Below are 19,768 nucleotides of genomic sequence, written 5' to 3' on the forward strand. Positions count from 1 at the left end.
TTATCCGTAAGCGCCCAAGCCAAAAAAGGCTCGTTTTTTAGCAAATTTATACACCCAGTTTTTCTCCGGAACAGGCTTCCCTGAGCCATGACTACATACTCGCTCCATGGCACGCAAGCGTTCCGCTTCATTGCCTCTTCCTGAAGTATCTTTGGCACCATGTTTTTCCACAAAGTCCACCAGCCACTCAGGGTCTTCCATAATGATACAGCCCGATGTCTGCCGGGGGATTTCATGCTTCAGCTCCTTCAAAAAGGCCGATGAACGATAAATCTCCGCCAAGGGCTTATCGCCAATCCTGTCGGTGGCAAACTGAATAACCGGACATGGCTCGATGTATCCGGAGGCATTGATATGATGGCTCAGCCCCGAGGCTGCCGGACATAATCCACGTCCTTCGCCGTCCCAATAAGCATCAATAATAACCAGCTTGTATTTGGTGCGTGCTTCGACCATATGCTGCCGAAGTTGTTGTATTTCCTCTTGACTCAGGCTCAAATTGGCCGAAGCGTTTTCGCCCACCGGCCTGAAAATATAATACCACAGGTAAGTGACTCCCTGATTGATCAATGACTGAATAAAATCAGGCGAAAGCGCCAGGTCTAAATTTGACTTGCAAACACTCATGGCCACTCCGGTAACCAGGCCGGCATCTGTTGCATGGTCAATTGCCTGCCGGGTTCGCTGATAAACTGCTTTTCCGCCACGACGCACGTCCGCCACGTCCTCATCTCCTTCAAAACTGATCAAGGGCGAAACGTTGCCGCATTGCCTCAACTTTTCTGCCACCTCCGGCGACAATAAAGTACCATTGGTAAACAGCTGAAAATAGCAGTCCGAATGTTTGTTGAAAACGTCAAAAAGTGGTTTGTACATTAAAGGCTCTCCTCCCAAAATTCCAAAGAAATAAGAGCCCTGAGCTTTGGTTTCGGTTATAATCTGATCGACTTGCTCAGCTGTCAGACGGCTATTTTTCTTTTTCCCAGTCACCCAACATCCCTGGCAATTCAGGTTGCAGTCATCGGTTACTGAAATAAAGTGAAAGGCTGGAAAGAACGTGCCTTTCTTTAGTCGCTTCTGAAAACGATTAAAGCTCAGTGTTCCTTTTATTCCAAGGTTGTACACAAATTTATAGAGACACTTTTTATCCGTCTTAAACAGTAGTTGTTTCAGCATGCTATTTTTCTTTTCCAATCCCTTTTTTAAACTCTTCCAAGGCTTTCCGTCGTTCTTCCTCAGCCAGCTGAACCACGTCCTGTTTAAATATTGATTTCCGCGTTTGGTTACGCTCATTCAGCAAAACAAACAATCCTTCTTTCGGTGCAGATGACCGCGGAGATTTTTCTCCCGGCTCGGCTCCGGCCAATGCCGTATTCTCAACCAGTCGCGGAAACATAATGGCCGAGGCTGGACAAGTTCTGCCACAAGCCGGACAATTATTTTTACATGCCAACGGATTAATCACCGTCAGGCTTTTTTTGTCATAAGCATAAACTCCAAACAGACAAAAACGAGCACATTGTCCACAAAGCGTGCAACGCGACTCGTCAATCACCGGAAACCAGGCAGGTACTGACAACTCATTCATTTGAATTTGATAGCGCGCTTTCCCTTCCTTCAACTGGTAATCCGTTTTCAACTTATCCAGAATTTGATCTACGGTAAATTCCCTGAAGTTGAGCACCTCAAAATTTTCCAGTTTAATCGAAGCCTGCTTAAACATGTTCTTCACCGCACGCGGATAGCAGGCCACCACAATTTTGCGCAAGTACTTTTCGGCAATCCGCTCCAGAACATCTTTTTCGTTCACCGAAAACGCACATAAATCATTCAACTCATAAACATCCACATCCAGCTGATGAAAGCTCTCAGCCAGTTGGTCTGTCATTTCCTTCGAAATTACACCTGCTCCACATCGACAAAAAAGAATACATGTAGTTTGAATCATGCTTTCGGTACATTTAGTTAGCTAAATAAATTAAAATCCACTCAATTGGGAAATCATTCCCAAACTTATACAACAGCATTAACAAGTTTTCACAAAAAAAGTGGTGCCCCATATCTTGAAAAGATTTTACTTTTTGAATTTCAAAAGCAATAAAAATACAACAAGTTATAGCTATTTCAGACCAAGATGACAGGTTATAAAGAAAAAGGAAATACTATATTTGTAGTTTAGGCAGTATTGAACTCAATACTCCTGCTGCTAATTCCAAAAATCAGAATCGATTCAACCAATGAAAAAAATTGGAACTATTATCCGGACAATACTCTACCGTTCGCTCTCGTTTGAAAATTACCTTTACGTATTAAGCAAAGCGTATTTCTTTACGTTCAACACCGGTTTGCTAAAGCTGAGCAAATCGTTTGAATACCCCTATTTTCTCAAGCAGATCATCCACCCGGGAGAGCTTGTGATTGACATTGGTGCCAACCTGGGTTACCTCACCGTTTGGTTTTCGAAATTGGTGGGGAAACAGGGGCAGGTGCACTCCGTAGAGCCTGTGGCGCCAGTAAGGCAAGTACTTCAAAAAAATACCAAACGCCTTAACAATGTCCGGATATATCCTTTTGCACTAGGCAACGAAAACAAACGAATTCAGCTGGGAAACAACACCCGAATCAAAAAAGGATATGTGGGTTCGGGCTCCCATTTTGTCATTGACAAACCCAGCCAGGCCGCTGACGAAACCGACATTGTTTCAGAAGCTGAAATGAGACGCGGCAGTGAGTTATTCGCTGAATTGAATCGCATCGACTTTATCAAGTGCGACATTGAAGGATTTGAAACGGTGGTCCTGCCCGAGATGGAGCCTCTGATTAATCGTTTTCAACCAACATTACTGGTTGAAAGTGGTGGCGAAAAACGCCGGGAGATGCTTGATTTTTTCAATGCCCGAAACTATAAAGCCGTTATCCTACTGAACGGAAAGTTAAGACCGGCTACTGAGCATGAATCGCGTGATATCTTTTTCTTTCATGCCGACAAGCTTGACAAACTGGCCGGCCAATACATTCAGCTGTAAACGAGCACTCTGGCATATTAAACCAGAAATTTACAAATAGAATCCTTTCGATTCAACAAAATATTCTCAACCAAAAGTCCGGCAAAACGTTTAAAGAGAATAATTTAAAATTGAAACTATGTACACAGGATTCTTACATCTGCATAACACCTTACGGTGGTTAATTTTATTGATTGCCTTAGTCTCCCTGCTCAAATATTTCATGGGCTGGTTTAGTCAAAAAAAATGGGGAAAATCCGATAACATTCTGGGAATCATTTTCACGGCCGCCATGGACCTTCAGCTGCTAACCGGGCTGGTGCTGTACTTTTTCTTAAGCCCCATTACCAGTGCGGCTTTCCAAAACTTTGGTGCAGCCATGAAAAACGCAGATTTACGCTTTTACGCCGTCGAACATTTCTTAATGATGCTTATTGCTGTTGTCTTGGTTCATATCGGTCGCAGCAAGTCGAAAAAAGCCTCCCATTCGCGAAAAAAGTTTGGACTGTCACTGGTCTTCTTCGGAATTGCCTATATCATTATGCTGGCAGCCATTCCATGGAGCAGAGTTATCGCTTAAGCTGTTAATTTCAGAAGATTGGCAAAAAAACATAAACAAAGAGGCTGTTTCCTTTCGAAACAGCCTCTTTGCTATTACAGCTTAATTCTTTTCAGTAGCTCATTCATATCAAAGCGTAAATTCACCTTCACTTTGGGTAGCCTTAACCCATTGCCCCCATTCGGTGTCTTTGCAGCATAAATTGCATCAATAATGTGCTTGTATTTCTTGGTAACGAAATTGCGCTTCAACTTCAAGGTCGGTGAAAGCTCGCCCGTTTGAGGGGTCCATTCCTCGCAAACCAGGCGGAAACGTTTAATTTCTTCGTGCTGTCCCAGTGTCTTGTTTATGGCAGCAACTTCTTTAAAAAACTGAGAATTGACCTCTTTCTTTTGAACCAGATCTTCATTGTCGCGGAAGTGAATCTTGTGTTGCGAACACCAGTCGTGCAAATATTCAAAATTCGGCGAAATGAGGGCACTGGCAAATTTTTCATTCTCACCAATCACCATAGCCTGCTCAATAAAAAATGATTCTTTCAACTTATTCTCAATCATCTGAGGCGCAATGTACTTTCCGCCTGACATCTTGAACATCTCCTTTTTGCGGTCGGTAATTTTCAGGTATTTCCCTTCTTCCAAAACACCAATGTCGCCGGTATGAAACCAACCTTCTTCATCAATCACTTCGGCTGTCAGATCCGGTGCCTTGTAATACCCTTTCATGATTGATGGGCCCTTGCACAGAATTTCGCCATCATCAGCAATCCGAACTTCCACATTATCGAGAACCGGCCCTACTGTTCCGACTTTCATTTCGCGCAATGCCGGGTTATTTACAGCAATTACCGGCGAGGTTTCAGTCAAACCATAGCCTTCCAGCGTGTACATGCCAGCCATGCCCATTACGCGCGCAATCCGGGGTTGCAAAGCGGCTCCACCCGAAACCACATAAACAATGTTGTTTCCTAAAGCTTCGCGCCATTTCGAGTAAACCAACTTGTCGGCCACCCGAATTCTCATCCGAAGAAAAAAGTTGTATTTCTTGTTGTATTCAAAGTGACGCGTTAAACTGACGCTCCAAAAATAAATCACTTTTTTAAGGCCGGTAAGTTCTTTCCCTTTCGATATAAACCCGTCATAAACCCGCTCAAGCAAACGGGGAACCGAGTTGAACATGTGAGGTTTGATTTCTTTGATTGCCGGCACAATTTGCCCCAGGTTTCCAACATAATAAACCCCCATTCCTTTGTACTGAAAGTGATAATTGACACTTCGTTCGTACACATGGCAAAGCGGCAGAAAACTGATCACCCGATGGTCTTTCCCCAGGTTATGCATCCGGGCATGACTTGTAAAATTGGCCACCAAGTTCTCTTGGGTAAGCATCACTCCTTTAGGCACACCTGTTGTTCCTGATGTATAAATGATTGTTGCCAGATCATCCGGAGAAACAGCGGATTTAATTTGCTCCAGGATCGGAGACCACTCTGCTTGCTTGCTTTCCCCCAGCTCCATAATCTCTCTGAAATGCGGACAGCCCTCAAAATCTTCAAAAGCATAGATTCCTTCGATTGCCGGGATCTCGGCTGCTATTGCACTTATTTTTTCATACAATTTATTGTCGCCTACCACCACATAGCGAACATCTGCATGTTCCAGAATAAAGCGATACTCATCATCGCCAATAGTTGGATAAATGGGCACATGAATCAAACCGGCCATGGCCAGTCCCATATCCACAAAATTCCACTCGGGACGGTTAGTTGTAACTGTTGCTACTTTATCCCCTTTCTGAAGTCCCTTAGCCAACATGCCCATTGCAAATAGGTGGGACTTTGCTTTATACTCCGAAGTTGAATAGGTGTACCACTTGCCATTGGCTTTTCCGCCCAGCGCATCTTCGCGAGGATAATTTGTTTCACACCAGTCAAGGATGTCAAATGTCCTCCTAACCATGTTTTCCATATTTCTCTGTTTAGTTACACTCAAGTTAACCCGACAAAGTTAACATTTCAGGAATTCTAGAAAATTGATATAAATCTATTCAGATATGGATAAAATCTATTTAGAGCAAATCAAAACAACGATACCCCGCTATCCAGCAAACACTTACAGGAATATAAAATGTTTTTTTTTAACACGTTATTCTATTCGTCTATTGCTTCATACTTCTTGTACTGGCTGTACGACCACAGTGCCAAAACCGTAATTAAACCGAACGAAACATACACCGCCCAGTGAATGCCATCAGCCGAACCTTTTCCATAGGAGTGTAGTCCTGACAAGAAATAGTTCACACCAAAGTAAGTCATCAGTACCGATGTAAAGGCAATAACCGTAGCCAGGTTGTAGTTGTAACGCCCCCGTAGCGAAGGGATCAGTCGCATATGTACAATGAACGCATAGATGACCGCTGTAATTAAAGCCCAGGTTTCTTTAGGATCCCAGCCCCAGTAGCGCCCCCAGCTTTCGTTAGCCCAAACCCCTCCCAGAAAGGTTCCAATGGTAAGCATGTACAAACCAATGGTCGCCGAAAGTTCGCTGATGGTCGTCAACTGATCGATAAAGTAGTCGATATTCTTTTGATTCCTTCGATTCATTAAAGCATACAATACGAGCACCAGGATGCCCAGGAAAGCACTTAGCCCCAGAAAACCATAGCTTGCTGTAATGATGGACACATGAATCATCAACCAATAGGATTTCAGCACCGGAACCAACGGCGTAATTTCAGGGTTCATCCAATTGAGATGAGCGACAAACAGGGTAATACCGGTTAAAACGGCCGCAGTACCCAAAACCATCGGATACTTTCGCCCAAAGATAATTCCGGCCAGCATGGCAGCCCAGGCAACATAAATCATCGATTCGTAGCCATTACTCCAAGGGGCACGTCCCGAAATATACCAGCGAACAATCAGGCCTATCGTATGCACTGCAAAGCCCAAATAGATCAGCCCGCTAAAGGTGATTCGGGTGACCCGGTGAATGGGCTTTTGCCGGAAGATATTGACAAATAAAATGGCTAGTAAAATAAAACCGGTTAACAGATACCACGGAAAAACCCGCTTAAAGGGCTGGTATTTGTTGTAAACCATTTCAGCCGATTTCTTTTGTGCTGACGGTAAAATTTCCGCGCCAAATTTTTGTTGAAAAGCCGCGATCGTTGCAATAATCTGTCGGGGTTGAATCTCGCCGCCTTCCGACTCAATTCCTCCAGCCAGCAGGTTGAAGCTGCGATTGACAAAAAGGGAATCGTTGGCAGGATACCCCGTTGGGGTGCTTCCTACAGCCCACCAGGCATCTGTTTGGTTTACCGGCGGAAAGAAGGTTAGCAAATCACCTTTAAAAACCATAAAACTGATGTTGATCCGCTCGTCCAGGAAAATGTATTCCTTATCCAATTTATTTCGCAAAGCCGGTGCTTTGGCAAAAGCAGCCCGCACTTGCTCGGTAATCCGGTAGTTTCCTTCCAGATCAAACAAGTCGATAATTCGTGCATATTTTTCACGTACTCCTATAGAAGCCGCAATCTCCTTGTCAATCTTGATGAAGGGTATCGAACGCCACAGCTCGGGATACAAATTCATACTCAACACAACTTCATCAGGAGACATGCCATTGAGCGATGACTTCCGGCTCAGTTTCCGAAGAATTTCGCTTGACAAAGTAGACATCGGCTCAATACGGCCGTCATGCCCGTGCACCCACAACTCCGAAAAATCACTCACCAATTCTTCATCCAGCCGGGGAATACCAGCAGTACTTTGAGCCTGCCCGGCCCCTCCAAGGAGCATAAGTCCCAAAAACAGACCTGCAAATTTGATTTTGCTTGACTGCTTCAGGTGACGCACCAAAACCTGGAAATAGGAATTCTTGTTTCCCAGCGATAAAATCATCCCCACAGTCAACAGGAAATAGCCGATATAAGTTACCAAAGTTCCCCAAAAGTCTTTATTTACCGATAAAATTGTTCCCAATTCATCCTGGTCATACGACGACTGATAAAAGCGAAATCCGCGGTACTTCAGGGTATTATTCATAAAAATACGAACATCGCGTTGCACATTCCGTTCGTCATCAATCAATTCAATTTCACTGGCAAACGAAGAAGGGCTTTCAGAACCAATGTAACGCTCCAATTGAAAGTCTTTCAATCGTAAACGGAAGGGCAGCTTAACCGGTTGCGAACCATAGGTTAACTTAACCGGGGTTTGCCCAATCATATAAGTTACCGGGGCACCAATTTGACCAGCACGCCCAAAAACATTGACAATCGCCTGCCGCTCTCCATTGGAGATTTCAACAATAACAGCATCTTCACCCGTATCGCCGGAACCGGATTTACTCACCCGCAAACTGGCATGTTCATAAAACTTTTTCACCAACACCAGATAACCATCAAACGCGTACAAATGCATCAACTTGACTTCAGAGCGGGTTCCTGCCGGCACCTGCTCCGGCTCCCCTCCTGCCATGGAGCGTATTTCCATGTCGCGATCTGCTACAACAAACAGTTTCGCACCTTCTTGTTCAAAACGAACATCGGCCTGCCCTTCAAAACCCACCGTAGCAGGCCCCAGGTTAACCAATTGCCCCTTACCAAAAGTAAAGCTCTCCATACCTTGTCCGGCTGAAATTACAAAATCAACAACCGGATCTCCTGATTCAGTCTCTACCGGCGTTCCCACGGCATCTTTTACAAAGCCAACCGATTTTACACGTACATGCTCTCCTTCAATCGTCAGTTTTCCACTGAATTCTTTTGCGCTCAATTCTGAAAACAAAACCTTATCGGATAACTTTTGCTGGTCAGTTTCTACCGTGAAGTACGAATCGGTTGAAACAATATAATCGGCTGAAGCTCCCTCGCGGATATGCATCATTCCCTCAAAGCTAATGTACCGTGTAATGCCTGCACCAATCAAAATAACAATAAATGATAAGTGAAAAATGCCAATGGTCAGTTTCTTGGCCGTAAATTGGCGGTACTTGAAGAAATTATGAATCAAACTGATGCCCAGTAGTAAAAAAACAAGTTCAAACCAATGGGTATTATAAACCAGGGCCTTAGCTGCCGGAGTACCGTAACTACTCTCAATAAATGTAGCAATGGCCATCGAAAAGGCCATAATCAGCAATAAGAACCCCATAAAAGAAGTGGAAACCAGGAATTGATAGATTTTATTCATTAGATAGTGGCTTTTGTTAAAAAGAAGTGTAAAGTAAATTTTTAAAACTGAGTAAAAAAATGCTTTTATTTAAATAGCTATCACATTAACATTTATTGGGATTTTTGGTTTAAAATTCGGCTCGAAAGAGCAAGAACACAGTTCAAAAAAACAAAGCGCCATTCGAAACCCAAACCGGATTCCGTAGGTAAAAGAGAGCAACTTTAACACTAAAATTCAGATACAATGAAAAAGAACATGGGAATGGCCGATCGCGTGATTCGCTCTGTAATTGCAGTTGTTATCGCAATTCTTTACTTTGCCGGCATACTTACCGGAATTTGGGGACTTATTCTGCTAATTCTGGCTTGTGTATTTTTATTAACCAGCGTGGTGAGTTTTTGTCCGCTGTATCTTCCCTTGGGAATAAACACCTGTGGAAAGTCGGACAAACTTTGACCGGGCCATAAAAACCAAAACGATGACCAAAGAAACGCAGCACGAAACCCTGGTTATATACAGCGGTAAGCCTTTAGAGGCCGAAATGGTCAACCAATTGCTGAATGACCGGGGCATTGTCACCCTCATGAGCAATCATCTGATGGGACAAATTGCCCCCTGGCAAGTTTCAGCGGGCGGCTTTGAGCCGGTAGAAATTATTATTAACCGTGACGATGAAGCCTTGGCACGTCAACTGCTTAAAGAGTTTCATTACATCGATTAAACCTTCCATTCAAAAGAGAATCGTTTCAGCAAGTAGTTCGAAAGGAGAATCCAATGCCCCCGAAGGCTCCCCCGCTTATTGTCTAAACGAATAAGTGATTTAGGGAAGGTATGTTCTTCGTTGCATGAACAAGACTTCAGCGCAACAAAAAAGGTTCCACCTGACCATGCAAGTGAAACCTTTCAATCTTATATCTTTTTGAACAGAGCCGGTTTTATCCGACAAATGATTTTGCCTTGGCAATAGCCGCTTCAATACCGGCCACGTCTTTTCCACCAGCCGTAGCATAAAATGGCTGGCCGCCACCGCCACCTTTCATTTCTTTGGCTGCTTCACGTACAATCTGTCCGGCGTTCAGTCCTTTTTCTTTCACCAGGTTATCGGCAATCATAATGCTTAGGCTTGGTTTTCCACCGATTTCAGCGCCCAGCACCAAAAACAAGTTATCCACCTCGCCTTTTAACTGGAAAGCCAAATCCTTGATGGCTTGTGGAGAATCCAACGCCACTTTTTCGGCAATCACATTCACGCCATCAATCTCGGTAATTTTCTTTTTCAGTTCATCCTTCACCCCAGCTGCAGCTTGCTTTTCAAAGGCCTCCAGTTGCTTTTTCAACTTGGCATTTTCATCCTGCAAATCTTCAACCGATTTTTTCAGGTTTTTAGTATTGCTGAACAAACCACGCACTTCGTGCAATTCATCCATGTTTTTAGTGATGAATGCTTCCGCCTTATCAGCCGTAATGGCCTCAATACGCCGAACACCTGCCGAAATAGCGCTCTCTGAAGTAATGACAAAATACCCGATTTGTCCGGTTGCAGGAACGTGCGTTCCACCACACAATTCCACCGAGTCGCCAAACTTAATCACCCGCACTTTGTCGCTGTACTTTTCGCCAAACAAGGCAATCGCTCCCATTTCCTGTGCTTCGGCAAAGGGAACATCGTGCTTTTCTTCCTGTTGAAAGTTCTGACGAATCAACTCATTAACACGAGCCTGAATCTGATCCAGCTCTTCCTTCGACACTTTCTGGAAGTGGGCAAAGTCAAACCGCAGGTAATCGGCATTCACCAACGACCCCTTTTGTTCCACATGCGTTCCCAGCACTTCGCGCAAAGCCTGGTCGAGCAAGTGTGTTGCCGTGTGGTTATTGGCCGTCAATTTTCGTTTCTGATTGCTAACCACAGCCCGGAAAGTTGCTGATGGATCAGCCGGCAATTCCTTGGCAATATGCACAATCAGGTTATTTTCTTTTTGCGTGTCAACAATACTTGTTTTCACCCCATTGAATTCGATGTAGCCTGTGTCACCAACCTGACCACCCGACTCTCCGTAGAAAGGTGTTTGATCAAAAACCAGGTGGAAAAACTGCTTATCCTTTTGCTTCACTTGGCGGTAACGTGCAATTTGAATATCGGCTTCCAAGGTCGTGTAACCCAAAAACTTAACCTCATCAATTTTCTTCAGCTCTACCCAGTCGCTGGTTTCCTGCGCTGCCGCATTCCGCGAACGGTCTTTTTGTTTCTTCATTTCTGAATCAAACTCGGCACGGTTCACCGTTAAGCCATTTTCACGCAGAATCAGCTCCGTTAAATCCAGCGGGAACCCAAATGTATCGTACAATTCGAAAGCGCTTTTGCCAGCAACTTCCGACACATTTTCTTTTTTCGCTTTAACCATCACTTCATCCAGCAAGCGAATTCCTGTTTCCAGCGTACGCAGGAAACTTTCTTCCTCTTCCTTGATTACCTTTTCAATCAGTTCTTGCTGAGCCTGCAATTCGGGGAAAGCATCGCCCATGTTTTCCTTCAGCGTTTCCACCAGGCGGTAAATGAATGCCTCGCGGAAATTCAGGAAGGTATAGCCATAACGTACTGCGCGCCGCAAAATACGACGGATAACGTAACCCGCTTTGTTGTTTGACGGCAACTGTCCATCGGCAATGGCAAAGGCAATGGCCCGCAAGTGGTCGGCAATAACGCGCATGGCAATGTCATCTTTCTCATTTTCGCCATACTTTTTACCACACAGTCCGGCCAGTTTCCCAATGATGGTTTGAAAGACATCGGTATCGTAATTCGATTTTTTATTCTGCAACACCATGCACAGGCGTTCAAAGCCCATTCCGGTATCCACATGCTTAGCCGGAAGTTCTTCCAAACGTCCGTCTGCTTTGCGGTTAAACTGAATAAACACCAGGTTCCAGATTTCAATCACCAGCGGATGATCCTGGTTCACTAGTTCTGCTCCGGGAATTTTGGCTCGCTCATCATCATCACGCAAATCCACGTGAATTTCGGAACAAGGACCACAAGGACCCGTTTCGCCCATTTCCCAGAAATTATCTTTTTTGCTTCCGTTCAACACATGGTGTGCCGGCAAGTGCTGTAACCAAAAATGCTTGGCTTCTTCATCCAAAGCCAGTTTATCGTCTTCACTTCCTTCAAAAACAGTCGCGTACATGCGGTCCGCGTGAATTCCCATTTTATCATGCAGAAATTCCCACGCCCAGTTGATGGCTTCTTCTTTGAAATAGTCACCAAAGGACCAGTTACCCAACATTTCAAACATGGTGTGGTGGTAGGTATCGTGTCCTACTTCTTCCAGGTCGTTGTGCTTACCCGAAACGCGTAAACATTTCTGAGTATCAGCTACCCGTGCCGATTGGGCCGGTTGGTTCCCCAGAAAAATATCTTTGAATTGATTCATTCCCGCATTGGTAAACATCAGCGTTGGATCATTTTTTACCACCATGGGAGCCGAATCGACTATGGTATGTTGCTTTGAAATAAAAAAATCCAGGAAAGCCTTCCTGATCGCTTTGGAATTCATGTGTCTGTCTTTTTCAAATTTATATGATGCTGTAATTTTCGAATCAGGAGTCATGCCCCAGCCAGGCTGTTCGCAAGAAAGCCCTACCAAAACCGACTGAATCCTCCCCTTCTGGATTACAGGATTGAATACCTTTAATTTTTGTTAAAAAGCACCTCTCAGCACTGCAATCAAACTTATTAACTCAATATTTCAATTACTTTTGCGTTTTCGTAGTTAATCTGCCTGATTTTTTAAGTCTTGCAAAGTTAGATTAATTACTTAAATTTGTTACATCCTGTAAAAAAGAAATTGGTTTTTTATGGCAAAAGTTAAGTATAAATTCAACCCCGAAACCCTCAGTTACGAAAAGGTTGAACGCAACTTAAAATCGAAAATCCACCGTTTTTTAGTCTTCTTCTCATCCAGTATCGTCGTTGGAACCGTGTTGGCTATTATCTTCCTTCAGTTTTACGAAACGCCAAAGATGCGCGGCTTAAAACTTGAGAACCAGCGGTTGATGTCACAGTATGAATTGATGTATCAGAACCTGGAAAGCATTGAAGAGGTTTTGACCGATATTCAGCACCGGGATGACAACCTGTACCGGATTATTTTTGAAGCAGATCCGATCCCCAACTCTTTGCGTAAAGCCGGTTTTGGTGGTGTTAACAAATACGCCCACCTGGAAAATCTGGACAATTCGGAACTGGTAATCAATACGGCGCGTAAGCTGGACATCATTGCCAAAGAAGCCTACATTCAATCCAAATCTTACGACGAGGTACTCAAGCTGGCTTTAGACAAAGAACAAATGCTTTCGAGCATTCCGGCAGTAATGCCCATCTCCAATAAAGACCTGAAACGAACTGCTTCCGGCTGGGGTTTCCGCATTGATCCGGTTTATAAAATCCGGAAGTTTCACTATGGTATGGACTTTACCGCCCCTATTGGCACCGAGGTTTATGCTACCGGCGATGGCGTGGTGAAAGAAGTAAAAACCTCGCGCGGAGGTTACGGAAGATGGGTGGTTATTGACCATGGCTTTGGTTACGAAACCCTTTACGGACACCTCAACGAATTCAATGTGAAAAAAGGCCAAAAGGTAAAACGGGGTAGCGTAATTGCTTACGTGGGTAATGCCGGAAAATCAACAGGCCCGCACTTACACTACGAAGTGCACAAAAACGGAAGAGCCGTAAATCCGCAATATTACTATTTCAAGGACTTAACGCCTCAGGAATACGAACGGATGATTGCCATTTCGTCCAACATGGGACAATCCTATGATTAAAACCAGGTGACCGTGCCTTACAAAAAACCCAAGATAGAAAAAGTCTTTTACACGATTGGAGAAGTCGCTGACATGTTTCAGGTCAACACCTCTCACATTCGCTTTTGGGAGAAGGAATTCGACATTCTGAAACCCCAAAAGAACAAGAAAGGTAACCGCCTGTTTACAAAGGAAGATATTGAAAACATTAAACTGATATACCACCTGGTAAAAGAGCGTGGCCTGACCCTGAAAGGAGCCAAGCAAAAGTTGAAAGACAACAAGGAAGACACGCTCAACAAACATGAATTAGTCGATCGGTTGAAATCCATCAAACACATGCTGCTTGAAATTCAGGCAAAAATGGACGAGTCCTAAACCAATCGGCCTGAATCTGAAAACATACACTATGAGATTAAGCGAAATTACAAGCTACCTCGAATCAGTTGCTCCCCTGGCCTACCAGGAATCCTACGATAATGCAGGCCTGCTGGTTGGAGAACCGGGCAAGGAAGTCAAACAGGCCCTCATCACCCTCGACGTGACTGAGACGGTGCTGGACGAAGCCATTGCCCGCAAATGTGACCTGATCATTGCGCATCACCCGCTGATTTTTGGCGGGCTGAAAAAACTGAACGGCAAAAACGAAGTGGAACGTTGCGTCATCAAAGCCATTCAGCATAACATTGCCATTTATGCCTCGCACACCAACCTCGACAGTGTGCCCGAGGGAGTGAATGGCAAGATTTGTGAAAAAATTGGACTGGAGAACTGCCGCATCTTATCGCCTGTTAGCGGGCAGCTCAAAAAGCTGGTCACCTTTGTACCATTCGATCATGCCGAAAAGGTACAGGAAGCTTTGTTTGCCGCAGGAGCCGGACAAATTGGGAATTACGATTCCTGTGCCTACTCCATTGCCGGAAAAGGCAGTTTCAGAGGCAATAGCACCACCAACCCATTTGTGGGGAAACCCGGCGAAATTCACTACGAAAATGAACTTCGCATCGAAACCATTTTCCCGGCTCACTTGCAGGGAGCCGTTGTGCAGGCCTTAACTCAGGCGCACCCCTACGAAGAAGTGGCTTACGACATTTATTCCATCGACAACCAACACCCGCAGGTAGGCATTGGCATGGTGGGCGAACTTCCGCGCGAAATGGATGAAAAACGCTTTCTGCGTTCACTCAAAAAAATATTTGGAACAGGCCTGATCAAGTACAGTCCTTTGCTGGATAAAAAGGTGAAAAGGATTGCGGTTTGCGGGGGTTCCGGAAGCTTTTTAATCAAACAAGCCATTCGGGAACAAGCCGATGTGTTTGTGACCGGCGACTTGAAATACCACCAGTTTTTTGAAGCTGAAAACAAAATGGTATTGGCCGACATTGGGCATTTTGAAAGCGAGCAATTCACTAAAGAAGTTTTTTATGAATTACTTACAAAAAAATTCCCTAAATTTGCAGTCCGTTTATCTGAGGTGAACACCAACCCGGTAAACTACCTTTAACATAGAAAATTAGAGCATTCCAAATATGAATACACAGTACCAAGAAGACAAATCAGTTCCAATTAGCGAAAAGCTAAAAGCCCTTTTCGAGTTGCAAACAGTTGTTTCTGAAATCGACAAGATTAAAACGCTTCGCGGAGAGCTTCCGCTTGAGGTACAAGACCTGGAAGACGACATTGCTGGCTTAACTACCCGTGTTAACAATTACAGTGATGACATCAAAACCCTTGAAACGTCTATCACAAACCGGAAAGCTGCGATCAAAGAATCTGAGGCCCTGATTGCCAAGTATACCGAGCAGCAAAACAACGTGCGCAACAACCGCGAATACGATTCGCTGAACAAGGAAATTGAATTCCAAAAGCTGGAAATCGAACTTTCTGAAAAGCGCATTAAAGAGTTTACAGCGGAACTGGCCTCTAAAAAAGAAGCCATCGAATCATCTAAAACACTGCTTTCGGAACGTCAGGAAGACCTGGATCGCAAAAAATCAGAGTTGGAAGAAATTACCGCTGAAACGAAAATTGAAGAGGAAAAGCTGAAAGGAAAAGCGGAGAAAATTGAAAACGCAATTGAACCCCGTTTATTAACTGCTTTCAAACGGATTCGTAAAAATGCCCGCAACGGACTATCCGTAGTTACCGTTCAGCGTGATGCTTGTGGCGGTTGCTTTGCGAAGATTCCACCACAACGCCAAATGGACATTGCCAACCGCAAAAAAATTATCGTTTGCGAATATTGCGGACGAATCCTGGTTGACAAAGATATTCTGGAACCAGACCAAGTGAGCGAGTAAGCACTCGTTGACCAATTGATATACAAAAGCCTTTAGAGCATGCTCTAAAGGCTTTTTTTTGTTGCTGTTAACTCGTACTGGAGGCAGCTGGATCGGATTTGCAATCCGATCCCATCTAACCCGGGATTTGCAATCCTACTAAACGAATCATCACATTCATACAAATTCAATATTAACCAATCCTTTTTCACCCGCATAATCTCTTGCCGAACTGTATAAGTAATCTTCCGGATTCCCCACCAACTCTGCCTTGACCGGGTTGTTGTGGATATACGCCATCTTTTCTTCCAGAAAAATGGTCCTATGGATTTCCTTTGCATCATTCCCATCCTGCCAAACTTTGTAGTTGCGTATCTTCTTATTGTTTTTCCCCGCGTACCAGAACAAATTCAGCAACCAGTCGCGCCTGCTTTCAGTTCCTGTTTTTAGGGCATCAACCAAGGCTTTGCTGGTAAATTTCTTGAAATCGCGAAGAACATCAGATAAACTATCGTCATCATCAGCTCCGGCAATCAGGTGCAAATGGTTCGACATCAGGCACCAGCAATACACCCTTAACCCTTTATGGGCAATACAATAATTCAGAGAGTCAACAATCAGATGCTTGTATACCGGGCGGGTAAACAAATCAATCCATTCCACAATCGTTAAGGTCAGATAGTAGACATATCCTGGTGATATTTTATTACGAATTCCCATGGGCATCAGGTTATTTAACAGTTGGACCTTATGGATTCCAAATCCATTGTTAGTATGGATCGGATTCAAAATCCGATCCAGCCACAGTCCTATTGCAAAGCCGCTGGATCTGCTCTGGCGCTCCTACTGATTGACCACCGGACGGCTGCCACTTTGCCGCGCCGCTGCCGTAGCCTCACGAATCGCTTGATCAAGTTCTTCAACCGTTTCACGAATTCCTTCCGGTTCGTTGAGCGCATTAAGGGCATTAAGCATGTTGCACAGCAAATCCAAGGATGTTTTTAACTGCTCGAAAGCCTCTTTATCAGTCACCGTGTCGTCGGTCGAACGGGCAGCAGTCCGCTCCTGCGAAAGATTGACAAACGACTGGTTGTCGCGATGCAGCTCGGTTATCCATTCCACCGCATGAATCGTTACCAGATGCGCTTGCATCGCCTGGTCATTCAGGTCCTTTAACAAACTCGTAATTGCTGCTGTTTCTTCAGCATAAGAAGCATAGTAAAGACTCAGTCCGTTTTTTTCAAAAAGAGGCCACAGCGACTCACAAGCCAGCCGGTACTCCTCGTTCTCGCGCAGTAAACCCGCTGCTACATGATCGCGCAAGGAGCGGTAACTGTTATCGCGCCGCTGATCGGCCTTCCGGATCAAACTGGTTAATGCTTGCCAGCTACTGCTGCCAACCGCCTGAACAGCGATTTCCTGCTTAAGGCGAATGGTGGCCAGCAACGATGAAATCATTGGATGATCGGGAAACCGGTCGGTCACCAACTGTATCATCCGCTGTGAAAGACTGATTAAGTGGGCAAGGCTGAAATAAGAGTATAAAATTTTTAAGATCATAACTATTGATTTTTAAATGATTAAGAACCATAAATTACAACAAAATGATCAATTTAACAATAGGAATGCAAAAATTAAAGAACAGTAGTCACTGGCTGCCGATTTTCATTTCCGCAGCACCGGAAGTAAAAGTTAGCTGCTGATTTTCATCTCCGCGCCACCGGAAGCAAAAGTTGGCCGCTGATTTTCATTTCCGCGCCACCGGAAGCAAAAGTTGGCTGTTGATTTTCATTTCCGCAGCACCGGAAGCAAAAGTTAGCTGCCGATTTTCATCTCCACGCCACCGGAAGTAAAAGTTGGCTGCTGATTTTCATCTCCGCGCCACCGGAAGTAAAAGTTAGCTGCTGATTTTCATTTCCGCGCCACCGGAAGCAAAAGTTGGCTGCCGATTTTCATTTCCGCGCCACCGGAAGCAAAAGTTGGCTGCCGATTTTTTAATGGTCGTTAAAAACGACACAAAGCGAACTCCTTGTTACCGCTTTGCTCAAACAAGGGGGAGATGGGGATTGGCAATTTTATCCTACTGCTTCAAAGGTAGGATAAATGTGTTAAAAACTTTCCTGAAAAAACTAACAAGCTTGTTAACAGGGGTAGGACAAACTGTGAGTGGGTGTCAACAAACAATAGGACAAATTGTGAGCAGCTATGAACAGTTAGTAGGACAAACTGTGAGTGAGTTCTTTTTAAGGCGATGTGCGTGTTATTCTCACTCCCTCTTAAGTTGCTGGTTATTAGCTTGATATAGCCACGGAAGGACTTTATTAACACCTTGTAGGACAATTTGTGAGCGACTTAGGACAAGTTGTGAGTACGATAGGACAAACTGTGAGTGGTATAGGACAAAATGTGAGCAATGTAGGACAATTTGTGAGCTCAACCCTTGCAACTAACACACTGTCAATGACATAGGATTACCTTGTATTTGAGAATATCTTGGGAATTTAGAATATCTTTGATGAGTAATTTTTAATTTAAAAGAAAGAAATACCACTCACAGTTTGTCACCATTTTGATTACCAGTATTTTAACTACAATAGTGTACATTATTTACACTTTAACTCCAATTTTTTTCCTTGTGTCATTGCAAGACGAGTCCTATCGGTTTCCCATGTGGAGAATCTGATTTCTTTTTTACACCTTTTGCAATTTGTATAGAGTCTCATTTCAAAATGTTGCCTAACGCTTGGTACATGCTGTCGTTACGGATTTCGGAGAGCGCTCCTGTCCGAAGGACATGGAACTGAGTAACGAGAATCCAGCGAACGATACACCATGAACCCCGCAATACAATATGTACTGTTTTACAAGCTGGTTTTTCATTTTTAACTGTTCGCAATTCTTACACATTCTGCTCTCAAATCTGATAATTCTTTAACTGAAAGAGGATTCTTTGCAATATTTATTAAAGGTAGATATTTCTGGATCAAGTTGGTTTCTAAACTCTCAAAATCGTCATTAAATTCAACCCAGTTTACAAGCAAATTTTTATTTATCCACTCTATAATTTTACTTTCATCGGAGGTCGAAAATTTATAGTTCTTTTTGTTGGCTCTATTTTTTAGAGAACCTTTTGGTGGTTTAAAACCAAGAACGGCTCCAATGCTACGAAAAAAAGTTCCGTGTCCGTTTGCGCGCAATTCCTGATTTAAAAATCTTTTCTTTAGATTTTGAGATGCAATCCCAATGTAGATTATGTTGTGTTTTCTTTCTTCTAATACTCTGTCAAATGGCTCAGGGAAAACTTTATAATTTTTAATTCGGATACAATAAAGTCCTGAATTAGATGGTACTAAATTATCAATATCTGAAGCATTTTTAAAGTTTTTTTCATTCATTAAAACTTTCTCCAAAAGCACAAGATTTTTTGAAACTTCTGTAATTTTTGTTTTAGGTTTTTCAGTCTGAATTATGGGAGAAGAAACTTTAATGTTTTTTTGTCCGATTAATGAAACAGTTGAACCGTTACGATTAAAAAGTTGTGGATAATTCCTTGTTCTCCCATGAATTTGAAAAGGTTGAATTTCTGAACCATCCTTTTTTTGATACCACTTATTTTTATTCAATTCATAAGCAATTTCAGAAGTAGTCATTGGTCTACCATTTTGTTGTAATAATTTCTCTATTGCTTCATGAAGTTTCATATGCTTACGTTTAGGTCGTTTCAGGTTTCGCTGTTCAAGTTACAAAACTTTACAAAATGTACGAATCCGTAAGTATCTTTTTATTTCCGTTTTAAGTAGCTGATTGCTCCAACAAGGGGTAGTTAGGTGAATCCTTGCCAAAAAATCAAGGGGCTCCCCTCCTCCAAAGTACGTGCAAAAAAAAGGCTCCGATCTTTTGGGGAGAAAGATCGGAGCCCTTGTTACACGTATCCGCACCAAAG

The 19,768-nt window shown here is 43.6% G+C and carries 16 protein-coding genes; 8 read left to right on the plus strand and 8 right to left on the minus strand.

Going from position 1 to position 19,768, the window contains the following annotated elements; translation table 11 throughout:
• Positions 1-1,176 carry a radical SAM protein gene (locus Q1A18_RS10445; RefSeq protein WP_299579301.1) on the minus strand — a complete coding sequence of 392 codons (1,176 nt, stop codon included), beginning with the start codon at positions 1,174-1,176 and terminating at the stop codon, positions 1-3.
• A gap of 1 nt (position 1,177) precedes the next feature.
• Positions 1,178-1,888, minus strand: a complete 711-nt coding sequence (locus Q1A18_RS10450) for a 4Fe-4S binding protein (protein WP_299579304.1) — start codon at positions 1,886-1,888, stop codon at positions 1,178-1,180.
• A 349-nt stretch (positions 1,889-2,237) separates the two neighbouring features.
• Here Q1A18_RS10450 and Q1A18_RS10455 point away from each other — a divergent pair, with 349 nt between their 5' ends.
• Both Q1A18_RS10455 and Q1A18_RS10460 read left to right on the plus strand, forming a co-directional pair.
• Positions 2,238-3,026: an FkbM family methyltransferase gene (locus tag Q1A18_RS10455; RefSeq protein WP_299579307.1), complete on the plus strand. Its 789-nt coding sequence runs from the start codon at positions 2,238-2,240 to the stop codon at positions 3,024-3,026.
• Between the two features lie 118 nt (positions 3,027-3,144).
• Entirely contained in the window at positions 3,145-3,585 is a 441-nt protein-coding gene (locus tag Q1A18_RS10460; RefSeq protein ID WP_299579310.1) for a hypothetical protein, read from the plus strand.
• A gap of 74 nt (positions 3,586-3,659) precedes the next feature.
• Here Q1A18_RS10460 and Q1A18_RS10465 read toward each other — a convergent pair whose 3' ends face one another.
• Positions 3,660-5,531, minus strand: coding sequence for a long-chain fatty acid--CoA ligase (locus Q1A18_RS10465; protein WP_299579313.1), 1,872 nt, complete (start codon positions 5,529-5,531; stop codon positions 3,660-3,662).
• Between the two features lie 182 nt (positions 5,532-5,713).
• A complete protein-coding gene (gene ccsB, locus Q1A18_RS10470; RefSeq protein ID WP_299579316.1) occupies positions 5,714-8,758 on the minus strand; it encodes a c-type cytochrome biogenesis protein CcsB in 3,045 nt (1,014 codons plus the stop codon).
• Positions 8,759-8,983: 225 nt separating this feature from the next.
• Between ccsB and Q1A18_RS10475 the strand changes: the two genes are divergently transcribed.
• A complete protein-coding gene (locus Q1A18_RS10475; RefSeq protein WP_299579319.1) occupies positions 8,984-9,196 on the plus strand; it encodes a DUF2892 domain-containing protein in 213 nt (70 codons plus the stop codon).
• A gap of 22 nt (positions 9,197-9,218) precedes the next feature.
• Positions 9,219-9,461 carry a DUF2007 domain-containing protein gene (locus tag Q1A18_RS10480; RefSeq protein ID WP_299579322.1) on the plus strand — a complete coding sequence of 81 codons (243 nt, stop codon included), beginning with the start codon at positions 9,219-9,221 and terminating at the stop codon, positions 9,459-9,461.
• A 214-nt stretch (positions 9,462-9,675) separates the two neighbouring features.
• Here the strand turns inward: Q1A18_RS10480 and alaS are convergent, their stop codons facing one another.
• Positions 9,676-12,294: an alanine--tRNA ligase gene (gene alaS / locus Q1A18_RS10485; RefSeq protein WP_299579325.1), complete on the minus strand. Its 2,619-nt coding sequence runs from the start codon at positions 12,292-12,294 to the stop codon at positions 9,676-9,678.
• Between the two features lie 301 nt (positions 12,295-12,595).
• Here alaS and Q1A18_RS10490 point away from each other — a divergent pair, with 301 nt between their 5' ends.
• The 4 genes from Q1A18_RS10490 to Q1A18_RS10505 are packed head-to-tail and all read left to right on the plus strand — an operon-like array spanning position 12,596 to position 15,846.
• Positions 12,596-13,567, plus strand: a complete 972-nt coding sequence (locus tag Q1A18_RS10490) for a M23 family metallopeptidase (protein WP_299579328.1) — start codon at positions 12,596-12,598, stop codon at positions 13,565-13,567.
• Positions 13,568-13,579: 12 nt separating this feature from the next.
• Positions 13,580-13,924 (plus strand): MerR family transcriptional regulator, encoded by a 345-nt coding sequence (locus Q1A18_RS10495; RefSeq protein ID WP_299579331.1) that lies wholly within the window; start codon positions 13,580-13,582, stop codon positions 13,922-13,924.
• A 31-nt stretch (positions 13,925-13,955) separates the two neighbouring features.
• Positions 13,956-15,050 (plus strand): Nif3-like dinuclear metal center hexameric protein, encoded by a 1,095-nt coding sequence (locus Q1A18_RS10500; RefSeq protein ID WP_299579335.1) that lies wholly within the window; start codon positions 13,956-13,958, stop codon positions 15,048-15,050.
• Positions 15,051-15,075: 25 nt separating this feature from the next.
• Positions 15,076-15,846, plus strand: coding sequence for a C4-type zinc ribbon domain-containing protein (locus tag Q1A18_RS10505; RefSeq protein ID WP_299579339.1), 771 nt, complete (start codon positions 15,076-15,078; stop codon positions 15,844-15,846).
• Positions 15,847-16,002: 156 nt separating this feature from the next.
• On the opposite strand, the gene Q1A18_RS10510 is transcribed toward Q1A18_RS10505, so the two are convergent.
• The 3 genes from Q1A18_RS10510 to Q1A18_RS10520 all read right to left on the minus strand — a co-directional run bounded on the left by Q1A18_RS10510 (position 16,003) and on the right by Q1A18_RS10520 (position 19,526).
• Complete coding sequence (locus Q1A18_RS10510; RefSeq protein WP_299579342.1) at positions 16,003-16,545, minus strand: transposase; 543 nt, start codon at positions 16,543-16,545, stop codon at positions 16,003-16,005.
• 123 nt (positions 16,546-16,668) lie between these two features.
• Positions 16,669-17,385, minus strand: a complete 717-nt coding sequence (locus Q1A18_RS10515) for a DUF6261 family protein (RefSeq protein WP_299579345.1) — start codon at positions 17,383-17,385, stop codon at positions 16,669-16,671.
• 1,322 nt (positions 17,386-18,707) lie between these two features.
• Positions 18,708-19,526, minus strand: coding sequence for a GIY-YIG nuclease family protein (locus tag Q1A18_RS10520; RefSeq protein WP_299579348.1), 819 nt, complete (start codon positions 19,524-19,526; stop codon positions 18,708-18,710).
• Positions 19,527-19,768: the final 242 nt, after the last annotated feature.

Source organism: uncultured Sunxiuqinia sp. (assembly GCF_947495665.1).
GTDB classification, from domain to species: Bacteria; Bacteroidota; Bacteroidia; order Bacteroidales; family Prolixibacteraceae; genus Sunxiuqinia; species Sunxiuqinia rutila.